Here is a 14416-nt window from a genome sequence, read left to right as displayed (position 1 = left end):
GTCGTAACAGATTAGCTGACGAGTCTGCCGAATAACCAGCAATCAGTTGCATAATGAGCTGTTCTAATATCGCTAAATTATCATGCGTGTAGTAAGCACGGTTATCTTTAATGTCCAGAAGTGATTTCGCCAAATCAGAAAACTTGAAGGTATCCATTACTTCTTTAACTAAGACTAAACCCGAATCACTCGATAAACGACCACCTGTATGCGAAATGATGATGTTTGAATTGAATTTTACCTGGTTTTTGTGTAAGCTAATCATGAAGAGAACTCCTTTCTTATGGTTGGTTTAGACACCTTTACAATATCAGAATGGGGTTCTTTTTTCATCACTTAACAGGTGAAAATGAAAAAGTAAATTTAAGCTGCCGTTAGGCAGTTGGCACATGTTTCAACGAAAAGTATGAATTGTTCAGGATAATATATTTAGTATTAAATTAGACACTTTTAGTTATAATATGATTACTAGACTAATTTTGAGGTGATTTTTATTAAACGCTTTCTACTATTAACATCAATACTCGCGACTCTCATGCCTTATACAAATTCTTATATGCCAAACACGGCAGTACTTGCTCAAGATACTTCGTCAGTACAGGAAAGAAACAGAGTAGACGAGGACGAAACAGAAAAAGATAATGAAGATGACAGCCTGAAACCCGAAGATATTGAAGGTGCGGTCATTCATGAACCAGTTTTACCGACTGACTACGATGAAGAAGAAATCGAATCCCTGCCAGAAGATGGGACAGAAGCAGGCTATAATGAAGAAAGGCTAAACGTGAATGGTTATGAGTTTTCTTTTAAAGACATGCGAGGAAATGAAGGCTTCGGTGATGATTTTGATGAATTAAATGAAGTCTTGAATGAAAACCGAGTGGCTTACGTGGGACAAAATGATATTAATACATTTTTTGGGCATTACTATGATTTATCGGGTACAGGCGTTTTTAATCCATTAGCAGATCATGGTCTGCTAGAGGTTGGAACAGAAGTAGTCATTACAGACGAATATGGTTTGAGTAAAGGTTATGAAATTACTCAAACGATTGAATTTCTACATGAGAATCAACAAAAACAATTTTACGGTGATGATTATATGCCTGATTTAGCCTATTACGGTAATGGTGATGATATGGTATATATCCAATATTGTCGTTGGGACATTCAGACTGGCCTTTTAATCACAAATATTGGCTACCGAATTTGGTAATCGTGCCATAACTAATATCAAAGAAATGATTCATGTTATTATAAAATGATTTATTTCTTTTTTTCTCTTTCATTATCAATGTGAGTCATTGAAATATTTAATTTAAAGTAGGGATATTGATGTATGTACATGTCTTGACAATCACTTTTATAATTAATGATGCGTATTCTTTAAAAGACAAACGACGCGTCGTCAAAAGTATCATTCAAAAGAGTCAAGTTCGATTTAAGGTATCGGCAGCAGAAGTTGCTTTTCACGATATATTAAATCAAAGTGAACTTGCTTTCGCGATTGTTACAAGCGATGCAAAGGTAGGCAAGAAGCGTTTAGAAGATATATTTGCTTTTGTAGAAAGCACTTATCCAATAATGGTAACAGAATATAATATTACAGAAATGTAAATTTTTAGGAGGAAGAATATGGAATACAAAAAATATTTAACATTATTACAAGATGAGATTGGTGCAGCGGTTTTTTCAACTGTGGACAAAGAAGGACTACCTCAAGCACGTTATATTAATGTAGGTGTTGGGAATGAAAAAGGAATCTTCTTCATGACATCACCTAAAACTGACTTTTATCAGCAATTAGAAGCAAAACCTGAAGTATCAATTACAGGAATGGCTAAGTCTGATAAAGGTATTGAAGTTATTCGAGTCAGTGGATCAATCCGAAAAGTTGGAAAAGAGCATTTAAAAGAAATACTAAAAGATAATCCGTATGTTAATGATGTGTATCCTGATGAAGCAGACCAACTATCAGTTCAAGCATTCCAAATGTTTAAAGGCCAAGGTAAATATCAACATCTACAAAATAAAATCGTCGAACATTTTGAATTCGAAGTCAAAGATTAGACATTAAAGGCGTCACTTACTAACAAAAGTGGCGCTTCTATTATTATAAAATTATGTGGAATAATTAACTTGAATCCATCAACAAAATTCTGTATAGTTTCATAGGTGCGTCAATGACGAGATTAAATTTCAGCTTGAAAACACAATATATAGTGTTATAATATTTAAATAGACACAACATGTTGTTGTATGGAATAAAGGAGAGGAGTCGATGGCGATTATAGTTGTTGGTGGAATGATTGGTGCTGGAAAGACCAGTGTTGCAAAGTTAATTGGTAATGCACTTGAATCAGATATTTTTTATGAAAATGTGGATGACAATGAAATACTTCCATTATTTTATACCGCATCAGAGGAAGAACAAGAATTAAAAAGATATTCATTTTTATTACAGTTAGAATTTTTAAGTAGCCGTTTTTATAGTATTAAGGAGGCACTTGTTCACCGTAGTAACGTATTAGATCGTTCAATCTATGAAGATTGGTACTTCGCGAAAGTTAACAACGACTTAGGTCGCATTTCAAATCTTGAGTTTAATACTTATGAAAAACTTCTGACAAATATGCTTGAAGAATTGGATGAACTACCTAAAAAATCTCCCGATTTAATGATTTATCTAACAGGCTCATTCGAGACAATTTTAAAGAGGATCGGCATTCGTGGTCGTGAATTTGAACAAGATATCAACTTAGTGAATTATTATAAAACACTTTGGAGTGGCTACGATGATTGGGTAGATAATCACTACCACGCATCACAAGTAATCAAAATTGATATTGATAAATACGATGTCGTTAATAACCCTGCTGATGCAGAAGTGGTTATTGAACTAGTAAAAAATAAACTTATTGAGATGGGTCAATTAGAACCTGCGACAAAATAAATACATAAAAAATCACCTTAAAGAGTTAATCTTTGAGGTGATTTCTTTGTTTGAGGATGAAGTATTAATCAAATATTTTACCTGGGTTTAAGCGATTGTCAGGATCAAATGCCAATTTAATTTGTTTTAAGTAATGAAAATATTCGCTACTCATCACTTGTTTAAAGTATGGCTTTTTAACTAAACCTATACCATGTTCTGCAGAAGGTAAACCACCGACTTCAGAGACATAAGCATATAAATTCGTCAGTATTTCATGTTTTTTCTCTCGCCATTCATCTTGAGTTAAGCTAGCTCGCAAGATAGAAGAGTGAATATTACCATCTCCTGCATGGCCAAAACTAATGAAATTTAAACCACTATTCGCTTCAACTTCATGCGTATATTTGAAAAAATTCACAAATTCATTCACAGGCACGGAATAATCTAGAGGCTCTTGTTCAGAAATTGTTAGTATTCCTGCTAATATATTATCGCGTAAATCCCATGCAGTTAAACTATCTTCTTCAGAAAGCACTAAAAACTCAACAGCATAATGATCATGAGTAATTTTTTCTAAACGCTGAGCTTCTTCTTGAATGACCGCTTCATGCATCCCATCAAAGGTCATTAATAAGTACGCAACACCATTTTCACTAGGAAATGTTTTATTCAAGAGTTGTTCACTATATGCGATGGCACGTCGTTCGAAAAACTCAACAGCTGTGATATCTAAACCATTCCGTAAGATAGAAAGTACTGCTTCCGCCGCATCGTCTAACGAAGGGAAGGCGGCGATATAAGATTGTTTAAACTTAGGCAAGGGAATCACTTTTAAGTAGACTTTAGTAATGATTCCTAAAGTTCCTTCCGAACCAATAAATAGATGATTTAAGTTATAACCTGAACTGTTCTTAATCGCTACGCTACCTGTTTCAATCACGTCACCATTAGCCAGGACGATTTCCATCTTACGTACGTAATCACGCGTTGTACCGTATTTAACCGCACGCATACCGCCGGCATTTGTAGCTACATTACCACCAATTGAACCATGTTTTGCTCCAGGATCAGGTGGGTAGAAATAGCCTTTGGACTCTACATATTGTTGGACGTCACCGTTTGTGACACCAGGTTCTACCACTAAAGTTAATGTATCTAAATCGAAGTCAATAATCTGATTCATCTTGCTGAGATCGATGATTAACTCACCTCCGAACGCTGAAGTCGCTTCAGCTAAACCAGTATTAGCGCCATAAGTAATTATGGCTAAGTCATTTTGGTTGGCATATTTAACTAAGTCGACGACTTCTTGAGTATTTAATGGATATGCCACCGCATGAAGATTAACTTTTATACTGTGCTCATTCACCGAATAGGCTTCAGGAATGCGACTTCCTTGTAGAATGCGTGATGGCTCTGATATAATATTATCTAATTTCATAATTGCCTCCTTTGAAAAGCTTTTCAATACAATAAGAATAACAAATTAGTTAAATATTGTCATCAAAACTACAATGATAAACTTTATAGAAAGTTGGAAAAAATTGAAAATTATTGTAAGAAAAAGAATGATTGGAACCATTCCAGTATTTGAAGTTGTTGAAGATACCGACCAAAATAACCCATTACCAATCATCGTATATTATCATGGTTGGCAAATTAATAAGACATTAGTAATTACCCAAGGTCGCAAGTTAGCGGCTAAAGGCTTTCGCGTTGTGTTACCAGATGCGGAGAACCACGGTGAACGCATCCAAACGGTTTCAACGATACCTTCATTGACCTTTTTTAATAGTATTCATACAAATTTATTTGAATTTGGCTATATTATTGATTATTTCAAAAAACGACATTTAACCACTAATTTCATTGGTGTAGGTGGTTTGTCGATGGGTGGAATGACAACTTGCGCCTTAATGACACATAATCCAGAAATTAATGCTGCTGCTTGTATCATGGGAACGCCCGCATTAACTGATTATAGAAACATGATTCATCGTCATGCGACCAGTCGCAATATTTATTTGCCTCAGGACTATTTTTATCTAACATCTTGGATTCCTAAGTATGATCTATCCCGTCAACCCGAATTATTAGGCGACAGACCTTTCTTTATCTGGCATGGGGATGAAGATGAAAAAGTTCCTTTTAGCCAAACAAAGGCCTTTGTAGAAGAGAATCCAGAGCTGAATATGGAAGTTATCTTCGAACATACTGGTCACCTTGTACAAACACAGACGATGGATCGAATTGCTGACTTTTTTGAACGTAGCCATAATGACCATTTAGAAGAGTTACACAAATGACGCTTGATGAGTTATTACAACAAGCACTCAATTTGCCGGTTAAAAAAAGAAAAAGATTGCTACAGAGTAAACAAGTAACATGTGATGGAAAAATCGTTACAGATAGAATGCTTACGATTGATTCTGGCCTATTTGATATTAGAGTAAAAGGTAAGCGTATAGGTGAAAATCTAGGACATACTTATATCGCTTTGAACAAACCCAAGGGGGTCTTGAGTGCTAAAAAAGATTTGGAATTCACTACCGTTTTAGAATTATTAAAAGAACAAGATTTTGATGAGAGTTTATCAATTGTAGGTAGATTAGACCGCGATTCAACCGGTTTAGTATTTCTCACAAACAATGGTCAACTTCATTATTTATTTGAACAAGCGCGTTTTGCTAAAGAAAAGCAATATCATGTCACAGTGAATGGCAAGATGGACCAGAAAATGGTGGAGGCATTTGAAAAAGGCTTGCTATTAGAAGGCGGAATTCAACTCAAACCAGCTGAATTACGCATCTTAAATCAATCGATGAGTGAAAGTACTGGGGTAGTTACTTTAACTGAGGGGAAAAGACATCAAATTAAACGTATGTTTTTACAATGTGGGGTTAAAGTCATAGGCTTACATCGCATCATGATTGGTCCCATTTATTTGGACAAGACAACGCAAAGTGGTCAATACCGACATTTATATAAAGAAGAGTTACAAGAAGTAAAAGAAATGATGCAAGAATTAAAACGATCATAATTTGAATATTTATTTAGTACCTAATGAAAAAAATGAAATAAATTTACTGTGATAAAGTTATATTCTTCGTAAATTACGTGTAAAATGGTATGATTAAACCACATAAGATTAGAGGTGAATAGTCATTGCAATTTTTTCAACCAATATTAGATAATTTTTTTAAATTTGATTTTTTAATTATTATTATAGCGATTGGTGCAGCGTTTCTTTATTACAAATGCTTAGAAAGCTGTAAGCAATTATTTAATATTTTAATCCCACGGGGAAATGTGGCTCTAGGTAAAGAAAATCAAAAAAGTATGAACAAACATTACGAGTTATATTTTGATTCAGATGGTGAGCAAGAAATTCTCCAAAAGCGTCAGAAAAGTAATAGTCTCTATGTATTATTTACAAACGTCTGTGCGATATTCCCCTTGATGGGTTTATTAGGAACAGTCATTTCATTAATACCGATGGTTGGTGAATTAGATACAAGTTTATTCTTTATGGCATTGACTTCAACATTTTGGGGGATTGTATTCGCCATTATCTTCAAAGCTTTAAACGGTTATTTACAAGCGAGGGTGGAGGAGAATAATGAATTAGTCCAAACATATTTATTAAGAAAAGATGCGATTGTCGAACGACATGCGCGTCGAAATGACGAGGCCCCTTACGATGAAATTTAAAGAAATGATTGTTGACTTAACTCCTTTGCTTGATGTGATATTAATATTATTATTTATGGTATTAGCGACACAGTCTCAATCAACAGCGGAGACGATTACAGAATTAGAAGAAGAGGTTACCCATTTAGAACAAACACAAATGCCTCAAACGCATTCAGAACAAATTTGGTATCAAACGTATCAACAATCGATTGGGAAAGTAAATATTGTCTTTCCATCCAGCTTGGATAATGATCCCATGTATTTAGTTTTGGAAGATGGATCGGAAGTTCAAAAACCTGAAACTCAAGACTTATATTCATGGCTTTCCTCTCAAATCGAGACAATTGAACAAGAAGTTATCATTGTTTCGTTTACTTATAATAATGAGGAAATATTTTTAAGAGATTATCGAAATATTCTATCAGCAATAACACAAATAGATCAAAATTCGAATAGTACAGTTGTGTATCAGGAACAGTTAATCGATCAAAGTAATAAAATTGAATAAGGAGTGGTAATGATGGCTAGAAAAGACAATAAGAAAAAAAGTAAATTCGGTATTTGGGGTTGGCTTGTAGCAACCTTAGTATTAGTAGGTGGAGGCTTCGGAGTCACGCAAGGTGGCTGGTTAGATGGTGGTTTAGGCGACGGAACCGAAACGACAGAGACTACGATAAATGAAACCAGCAGTGTTGGTGAAGGGAATGAGGAAGCGAAACACGTAAATATAACGATTTCTCAATCTGATATTTTTTGGGATAATGAAGCTGTGACAGAAGATGAAGTAGAATCACGTGTGAGCGATGAGGAAGACTCTACTACTTATACTGTGACAGATGATAATGCGATTAAAGCTACTTATGATTCAGTCATTGAAACTTTAACTGATTCTCAAGTTGATTTCCAAGAAGCTGAGGAACAATCTTAATATAACTAAAATATAGAGAAATCTAGATTCATCAGAATCTTGGCTCTCTATTTGTTTATTCGTTATAATGTCAATATAGAAAACGCTTTATAATCTTAATAATGAAAGAAATTAAACAAAGAAATTACTTAGTTACAGTCATAAAGATTCAAGCCATGTAGGTTTACTTACACCAGATGGTGTTCTTTCACTTGATATCCTTAGTAAATACACGGATAAAGAGCCAAAAGGCTCACTCGAATCATTCATTGAGGAGAAACAATTTCCGTTAATTAAACAAATTATTGAAGAAAATAAAGCATCTTTTATTGAATCTGATTATTTAAAATACGAAGATTTACATATTTTACCGTCAGTAAGTCGACCTGAAAAAATTATTTGTGTCGGTTTAAACTATTTAGACCATGTCTCAGAAGGTCCAGACTTAGATGTACCTGAAGAACCGGTCTTATTTAGTAAATTTAACAACGCTCTTTTTGTGGATGGGGAAGTTATACCTAAATCATTAGAAGGCGAACAAATTGATTATGAATGTGATTTAGTTGTGATTATGGGAGAAACTGCCAAAGACGTGTCTGAAGAAGAAGCGTTGGATTATGTATTTGGTTATACGATTGGGAACGATTTGTCAGTACGAGACTTACAATTTAGATCAGGCCAATGGTTACTTGGTAAAACCCCAGACAAATTTGCGCCCATTGGCCCAGTAGTTGTGACGTCAGACAGTATAAATCCTAATCAATTAAATATTTCTACTACGCGCAAGGGTAAAATCGTTCAACAATCAAATACAGATAAAATGATTTTTAACTGTGCTAAAATTATTTCTTATATATCAAAATATATGACGCTTAAACCCGGTGATTTAATATTTACAGGGACACCCGAAGGTGTTATCTTAGGCTATGATGAAACAGAACAAGAGTGGTTAGACTCTGGTGACGAGATACAAATCGCAATAGAAGGTATTGGAACACTTACGAATCGTATTAGTTAAGGAGTGATTAACGATGTGTGGGCAATATAGTTTTTTAGAGAATAAAAAAGCATTACTGGATCGTTATGAAGGTACAGAATTAGATGCGAACTTACCTGAAGATGAGAGAGAAGTGTACTATCCAAGTCAAAATAACCTCATTTTACTTCCAAATAATAAATTTTATGCGATTAAATGGGGATTTACGCCTAGTTTCGCTAAGAGACCTCTGATTAATGCACGTTTAGAATCAATATTGGAAAAGCAGACATTTATTGAACCTTTTAAACGTAAACGTTGTTTGATTCCGGCCACTTCGTTTTATGAATTTAAGGAAGTTGATTCACAAGAGAAGAAAGAGCGTTGGCAAATTGCCGTAACAGATTTAGATATCTTCTCAATTGCAGGGATTTGTGAGCGTTACGACAATGAAGATGGTTCAAGTACATTGACCTACTCGATGTTAACGAAAGATTCAGTGGGGCAAATGGCTGACATTCATCACAGAGTTCCCGTCATTTTAGATAAGAAAACAGAGAAGGAGTATTTGAATTTAAATACTGATCCAAATCAGCTCCAAGAAATACTTCTCACATTAACTATAGATTTAACCTTTAAACAAGTAACAAATTAAAAGCAAGCTTATGGACTGTTCTTAAACAGTTTATAAGCTTGCTTTTTTAAGAGTTTAATTATTTACGTCTTCAATAAAGAATGTTTCGATGGCAGTAACTTTAGAATCGATGTTTCCACGAGTCGCTTTTGAATAAGCGCAATCACCGTGCGCTTGGTCAGCGATTTCTTGCACTTCTGTTAACGATAAGCCTTCAATACCAACTTCGATATTAGCCACTAGTTTAAAACCGCCGAATTCAGGGTCAGTATTAAGTCCAATTTCAACGCCAACTTTTGACTCACCTTCTGCACCAAACGTCTTCTTGTGGCGTTCTAAAGCTGAATGGAAGCAAGCACTCCAACCTAAAGCGAATAACTGCTCGGGATTGACAGCTTCTCCTGGGCCACCCATTTCTTTAGGCATTGCAACATCCACTTCAAAACTACCATCTACTAAACGACTAATTCCATGACGTCCACCAGTATTCACTGCCATAGTCGTATAACGTCTTTTTTCTGTCATTAATTATCATCCTTCATAAGTTCTATATATATAGGTTACCAATAATTATTTGGGATGCAACTTTTCTGTACTAATATAGTGTGATATCTCAATGTGTATGATTTTACAGTTAAGAGAGATATTGTTACAATTAATGTATTACAAGAAAGAAAGGGGTTTCACTATGATTAAATTAACTGCCTTTCCGGCGAAAGAGTTAGAGAAGGTTGATAAGTTATTCGTGACAATTGCTATGGAGTTGCATGCAACATCTGTCAGCTCTGATCAAGATCGTATTCAATTGAATAATCTTTTAGAAGAGGCTAAAAAGAGAGTTGAAGCAGAATGCGACAAAGAAGTTTCAAACAAGTTTCAAGAACAGATTGAAAGAGCGAAAGTCAATGACGTTGAGTTAGTAACTTATCGAGGAGGACTCGCATTATATATTACAGAAGACGAAGTCTACTATTACCACCTAGGTATTCCGGTTGCTAATTTAGTTAATGTAGGTAAAGCACCAAATTTAACACCACTGATTGAAAATTATCAGTACACGAACCAATATCATGTATTAATTCTAAATCGTGAGGATATTCGTTTATTCGAAGGGGATGCTACTTCTGTTAAAGAAATTGACTTTGAAGATGATGATGCACCAAGAACATTAAATGATGCTCTAGGTTCAGAATTAACTGGTGGAGGAGCCAATTCAGGTGCGTATAGTGCGACAGGTGGAGGAGAACAAGGCTATCATGGTCATAATGATACAAGTCATGAAAAAGACATAGATCGTGAGAATTACTTCCGAGAAGTTGACAATTACATTCATGAAAATTATTCTTCAGCTCGTGACTTACCACTCATTCTATATGCTTTGTCAGAAAATCAAGCTGTATTTCGTGAATTATCAAAAAACCCATACTTAATTGATGGGCGAATTGAAGAGTCAGGTGCAAATGCGAATTTCAATACTGTTCAAGAAAAAGCATTGAACAAAAATATTGAAATTGTTAAAAAAGAACAAGAGACCATGTTCAATCGCTTTAGAGAAACAGCGCCTAAGTTTAGAGTTGATAATCAATTAGATGATTTATCCATGAGTGCTATAGAAGGGCGAATTGAAGAGTTATTAGTAAATAAAGGTTATAGCCAATCCGGGACAATCACTGATAATGGTAGTTTTGAAGAATCAGACAAAGACTTCTTAAAACAACTCATAACAAAAGTGGCAACTGCTAAAGGAAAGATTTATATTGTTCCAGACGATGATATGCCAGAAGGAATTAATGTCTCTGCAAGATTGCGCTATTAAGCATTAGAATATTAAAGTAAAAATCACACCCCATTAGGATTATTTCCTAAAGGGGTGTGATTCTTAAAATGATTAATTTTATTCAAATACGCCTTCTAACCAAGAATCCACAGTTTCGCGATTCTCATCAATCCAGTTCTGGGCTGCTGTACGGTTATCCGTACCATTTTGCATTGCTAATGTCACATTTTCCATGTCATCGATTTTCCAAAAGAAACGATCAACAATTTCGTTAGCTTCAGGATGATCTTCCGCAAAGCCTAAGCGAGTGAAAGTATAAATATCTTCAGCTTCACCATATACGAAATCAGGATCTTCTAACATCTTAATATCATACTCTAAGAACATCCAGTGGGGAGTCCAAGCAACAAAGACAAATTCTTCTTCATTTTGAATTGCTCCATCTAGTGAAGCTAACATTGCTCCAGTAGATGGTGCTTCTAATTCCCAATCCCTTATATTGTCATAATGGCTCATTGCTTCTTCTGTTTGAATCATGGCACCTGCACCAGGCTCGATACCAATAATGGTTTGGTCTGCTTGCGAATCTAAATCAGTAATCGAATCAACGTCCATATAACTTGGAACACCAATTCCTGAAGAAGCACCTTCTAAGTTTGGGCCTAAATCAACCATGTCGTCTTCATATTCTTCAATAATGGTCCCATGTGTTGTAGGTAACCAAGCAGCAGTCATAACATCTGATTCTCCAGTAGAGATAGATTCGAACATGATGGCATTATCAACCGATACAAGATTTACATTGTATCCAACTTCTTCTAAAACTAAGGCTAAAACAGTTGAGGACGCAATTTCTGTATCCCAAGGGTTATGAACTATTTGGATAGTCTCTCCCGTTGAACGTGTTGCAAGTTCAGTATTGTTAACACTATATACAATTTCACCTACGAACAGAACAGCTAGAATGGCTCCGATTATTCTATGTATTGTTTTCTTATTCAAAAATATTCTCCTTTCCGTTCTTAGTCTACGCGACTTTTATTTGAGCTTTGTAAGATACGATCAATAACAATGGCTAGGACAACTAAAGCGAAACCTGAAACAAATCCAGCTCCAACTTGACCACGTTGTAATGCAGTTAATACGTTCGTACCAAGACCTGGTGCACCAATCATTGAAGCAGTTACAACCATTGAAAGTGCAAGAAGAACGGTTTGGTTTGTACCAGCCATAATCGTTGATTTGGCATTTGGTAATTCGACTTTATAAAGTTTTTGCCATCCCGTACTACCAAATGAATCAGCTGCTTCAACTAATTCTTCAGGAACTTGTCTAATACCTAAGTTAGTGAAACGAACAATAGGTGGTAGGGCGAAGATTACTGAAGCAAACACACCAGGCACCATCCCAATCCCAAAGAAAGAAACAGCTGGAATTAAGTAAACAAAGGCTGGCATTGTTTGCATAAAGTCTAGAATAGGTTGAATGATTTTTTCAGCAAGTGAGCTCTTAGCCATCAGAATACCTAAAGGTATTCCAACGATGATTGAGATTAAACTTGCAACAATAATTAATGTTAGGGTGTTCATCATATTACCCCATAGGTTCTGGTTGTGAATATATATTAATCCAATACCAGCAAAAATTGATAGGCCCATTTTTCTATTTGAAACGAAATAGGCAACTAACATCACAATTATGATAAAAGCAAGTGGTGGAATTAACATTAACATACGTGTCATCCATTCCATTGAACTTGTACCAACATTGTTTAATGAATCAAATAACACATTGAAATTGGCAGTTATCCAATCAATAAAGTTAGAAACCCATTCTGAGACAGGCAACTGTGGAAACATATCTAATAAACTACTCATGGTCTAATTCCTCCTTATTAGAATCTTTAATTTCTGTATCATCCTCATTGTTTTCAATAACATCGTATTGAGTGTCAGTTGTCATGGCACCAATAACGTTACTACGGACGATAACACCTTCTAATTCACCTTTATTGCTTGTAACAGCAATTGGCGTTTCAGAATCATGAATTACATCGAATAAGTCATCAATTAAAGCACCAGATTCAACTTCTGGAACATCTGATTGAACAGCACTTGATATATCATCATGACCTTGGTGTAGTAATGATTCCACTTCTTCGCGGGTTACATATCCAATTAATTGCTCATCTTTATCTACAACAAGAATGTTACTCATGCCTTCATCTACCATAATACGTAGTGCTTCTGAAGGTGTCTCTAATTGAGTTGTAACAGCTGTTGGTTCTTCCATAATATGTTGCGCTGTATATATTTTAGTACGATCAATATCTTCTACGAAGCGTTTAACATAATCATTCGCAGGTTTTGATAAGATTTCTTCACCCGTACCAACTTGGACAACTTCACCATCTTTCATGATTGCAATACGATTACCAAGTCTTAATGACTCGTTTAAATCATGCGTGATGAAGATAATTGTTTTGTTTAATGTTTTTTGCATTTCAATTAACTCATCTTGCATATCACGACGGATTAGTGGATCTAAAGCAGAAAAGGCTTCATCCATTAATAAAATATCTGGGTCGTTAGCAAGCGCTCTTGCAAGTCCAACACGTTGTTGCATTCCTCCAGATAACTGATCAGGGAATTGATCCTTATATGGAAGTAAGCCAGCGTTATCTAATGCTTGTTCCGCTTTTTTTTGACGTTCCGCTCTCGGTACGCCTTGTACTTCTAAACCATACTCAGTATTCTCTAGAATAGTACGGTGAGGGAAGAGACCAAAATTTTGAAACACCATACTAATTTTTTTACGACGGATATCTCGTAAATCATTTTTATTCATTGGTGATACATTTGCTTCATCAATATATACATTACCGTTTGTCGGTTCAATAAGACGATTTAACATACGAACAAGTGTAGATTTACCACTTCCTGATAAGCCCATAATAACGAAAATTTCTCCAGCTTTTACATCAAAAGTAGCTTGATTCACTCCAATTGTTGCACCTGTAGCTGCTAATATTTCTTCTTTAGTTTTTCCTTGATTCATTAAGTCTAATGCTTCTTTTTCATTGTCTCCGAAAATCTTTGTTAAGTTTTCGACTCTTAATTTACTCACTAATTTTACCTCTTTTCAATGTAATCTTTTTGTAATAATCACGTTTTTCACAATAACATAGATAATTATGCATGTAAAATGAGACGAAAAGATGAATCTACTTACTAAATTAGATTATCGCTTACAATGCAATGATTTAGCTATCCTAATATTATGATTAGAATTTTCTCATTTTGTATTTTTGTATATAAATCATATAAAATTTCATGGTTCCTAATGTATATATATTCATAGAAACAAACTGAGAATCCTTCTATGGTAATTTTTATTTAAACTAGTTGGTAAGTTCAAGTGATAGATTGACGGATATAATGTAAGGTAAATTTCGTGCGATTTAATAAGTGTAGCGTTATAATATACTATAAGTA

The 14416-nt window shown here is 34.9% G+C and carries 16 protein-coding genes and 1 pseudogene; 12 read left to right on the top strand and 5 right to left on the bottom strand.

Going from position 1 to position 14416, the window contains the following annotated elements; all coding sequences use genetic code 11:
* The coding region (locus ACEN4N_RS05380) for a transposase (RefSeq protein WP_407093826.1) at positions 1-265 on the bottom strand (265 nt) is incomplete at its 3' end.
* A 291-nt stretch (positions 266-556) separates the two neighbouring features.
* Between ACEN4N_RS05380 and ACEN4N_RS05375 the strand changes: the two genes are divergently transcribed.
* The 4 genes from ACEN4N_RS05375 to ACEN4N_RS05360 all read left to right on the top strand — a co-directional run bounded on the left by ACEN4N_RS05375 (position 557) and on the right by ACEN4N_RS05360 (position 2953).
* Entirely contained in the window at positions 557-1216 is a 660-nt protein-coding gene (locus ACEN4N_RS05375) for a hypothetical protein (protein ID WP_407093825.1), read from the top strand.
* 134 nt (positions 1217-1350) lie between these two features.
* Positions 1351-1617: a DUF503 domain-containing protein gene (locus ACEN4N_RS05370; RefSeq protein ID WP_407093824.1), complete on the top strand. Its 267-nt coding sequence runs from the start codon at positions 1351-1353 to the stop codon at positions 1615-1617.
* Positions 1618-1635: 18 nt separating this feature from the next.
* Complete coding sequence (locus ACEN4N_RS05365) at positions 1636-2070, top strand: pyridoxamine 5'-phosphate oxidase family protein (protein WP_407093823.1); 435 nt, start codon at positions 1636-1638, stop codon at positions 2068-2070.
* 211 nt (positions 2071-2281) lie between these two features.
* Positions 2282-2953, top strand: a complete 672-nt coding sequence (locus tag ACEN4N_RS05360) for a deoxynucleoside kinase (RefSeq protein ID WP_407093822.1) — start codon at positions 2282-2284, stop codon at positions 2951-2953.
* A gap of 64 nt (positions 2954-3017) precedes the next feature.
* On the opposite strand, the gene ACEN4N_RS05355 is transcribed toward ACEN4N_RS05360, so the two are convergent.
* Positions 3018-4376, bottom strand: a complete 1359-nt coding sequence (locus ACEN4N_RS05355) for an FAD-binding oxidoreductase (protein WP_407093821.1) — start codon at positions 4374-4376, stop codon at positions 3018-3020.
* A gap of 103 nt (positions 4377-4479) precedes the next feature.
* On the opposite strand from ACEN4N_RS05355, the gene ACEN4N_RS05350 reads away from it, so the two are divergent.
* From ACEN4N_RS05350 to ACEN4N_RS05320, 7 genes are all read left to right on the top strand, one after another.
* Positions 4480-5241: an alpha/beta fold hydrolase gene (locus ACEN4N_RS05350; RefSeq protein ID WP_407090008.1), complete on the top strand. Its 762-nt coding sequence runs from the start codon at positions 4480-4482 to the stop codon at positions 5239-5241.
* A complete protein-coding gene (locus tag ACEN4N_RS05345; RefSeq protein WP_407090009.1) occupies positions 5238-5975 on the top strand; it encodes a pseudouridine synthase in 738 nt (245 codons plus the stop codon). The genes ACEN4N_RS05350 and ACEN4N_RS05345 overlap by 4 nt, the downstream gene beginning before the upstream one ends.
* Positions 5976-6100: 125 nt before the next feature.
* Entirely contained in the window at positions 6101-6646 is a 546-nt protein-coding gene (locus ACEN4N_RS05340) for a MotA/TolQ/ExbB proton channel family protein (RefSeq protein ID WP_138403338.1), read from the top strand.
* Positions 6636-7136: a hypothetical protein gene (locus tag ACEN4N_RS05335; protein ID WP_407090010.1), complete on the top strand. Its 501-nt coding sequence runs from the start codon at positions 6636-6638 to the stop codon at positions 7134-7136. Before ACEN4N_RS05340 ends, ACEN4N_RS05335 begins: the two co-directional genes overlap by 11 nt.
* Before the next feature lie 12 nt (positions 7137-7148).
* The gene (locus tag ACEN4N_RS05330; protein ID WP_407093820.1) at positions 7149-7556 is read left to right on the top strand and encodes a hypothetical protein; all 408 of its coding nucleotides are present in this window, start codon (positions 7149-7151) and stop codon (positions 7554-7556) included.
* Positions 7557-7752: 196 nt separating this feature from the next.
* Positions 7753-8553 carry a fumarylacetoacetate hydrolase family protein gene (locus tag ACEN4N_RS05325; RefSeq protein WP_407093828.1) on the top strand — a complete coding sequence of 267 codons (801 nt, stop codon included), beginning with the start codon at positions 7753-7755 and terminating at the stop codon, positions 8551-8553.
* 13 nt (positions 8554-8566) lie between these two features.
* Positions 8567-9166, top strand: coding sequence for an SOS response-associated peptidase (locus tag ACEN4N_RS05320; protein WP_407090012.1), 600 nt, complete (start codon positions 8567-8569; stop codon positions 9164-9166).
* 54 nt (positions 9167-9220) lie between these two features.
* Here ACEN4N_RS05320 and ACEN4N_RS05315 read toward each other — a convergent pair whose 3' ends face one another.
* Positions 9221-9670 (bottom strand): Ohr family peroxiredoxin, encoded by a 450-nt coding sequence (locus ACEN4N_RS05315; RefSeq protein WP_197103390.1) that lies wholly within the window; start codon positions 9668-9670, stop codon positions 9221-9223.
* A 163-nt stretch (positions 9671-9833) separates the two neighbouring features.
* Here ACEN4N_RS05315 and ACEN4N_RS05310 point away from each other — a divergent pair, with 163 nt between their 5' ends.
* Positions 9834-10961, top strand: coding sequence for a hypothetical protein (locus ACEN4N_RS05310; protein ID WP_407090013.1), 1128 nt, complete (start codon positions 9834-9836; stop codon positions 10959-10961).
* Between the two features lie 78 nt (positions 10962-11039).
* Here the strand turns inward: ACEN4N_RS05310 and ACEN4N_RS05305 are convergent.
* Both ACEN4N_RS05305 and ACEN4N_RS05300 read right to left on the bottom strand, forming a co-directional pair.
* Positions 11040-12799, bottom strand: a pseudogene (locus ACEN4N_RS05305) (ABC transporter permease/substrate binding protein).
* Positions 12792-14048, bottom strand: a complete 1257-nt coding sequence (locus tag ACEN4N_RS05300; RefSeq protein ID WP_407090014.1) for a glycine betaine/L-proline ABC transporter ATP-binding protein — start codon at positions 14046-14048, stop codon at positions 12792-12794. The pseudogene ACEN4N_RS05305 and the gene ACEN4N_RS05300 overlap by 8 nt, the downstream one beginning before the upstream one ends.
* Positions 14049-14416 lie beyond the last annotated feature (368 nt).

Origin of the sequence: Ruoffia sp. FAM 20857, from assembly GCF_045528645.1 — a bacterium.
GTDB classification, from domain to species: Bacteria; Bacillota; Bacilli; order Lactobacillales; family Aerococcaceae; genus Ruoffia; species Ruoffia halotolerans.
This window is presented reverse-complemented; position numbering and strand designations above follow the sequence as displayed.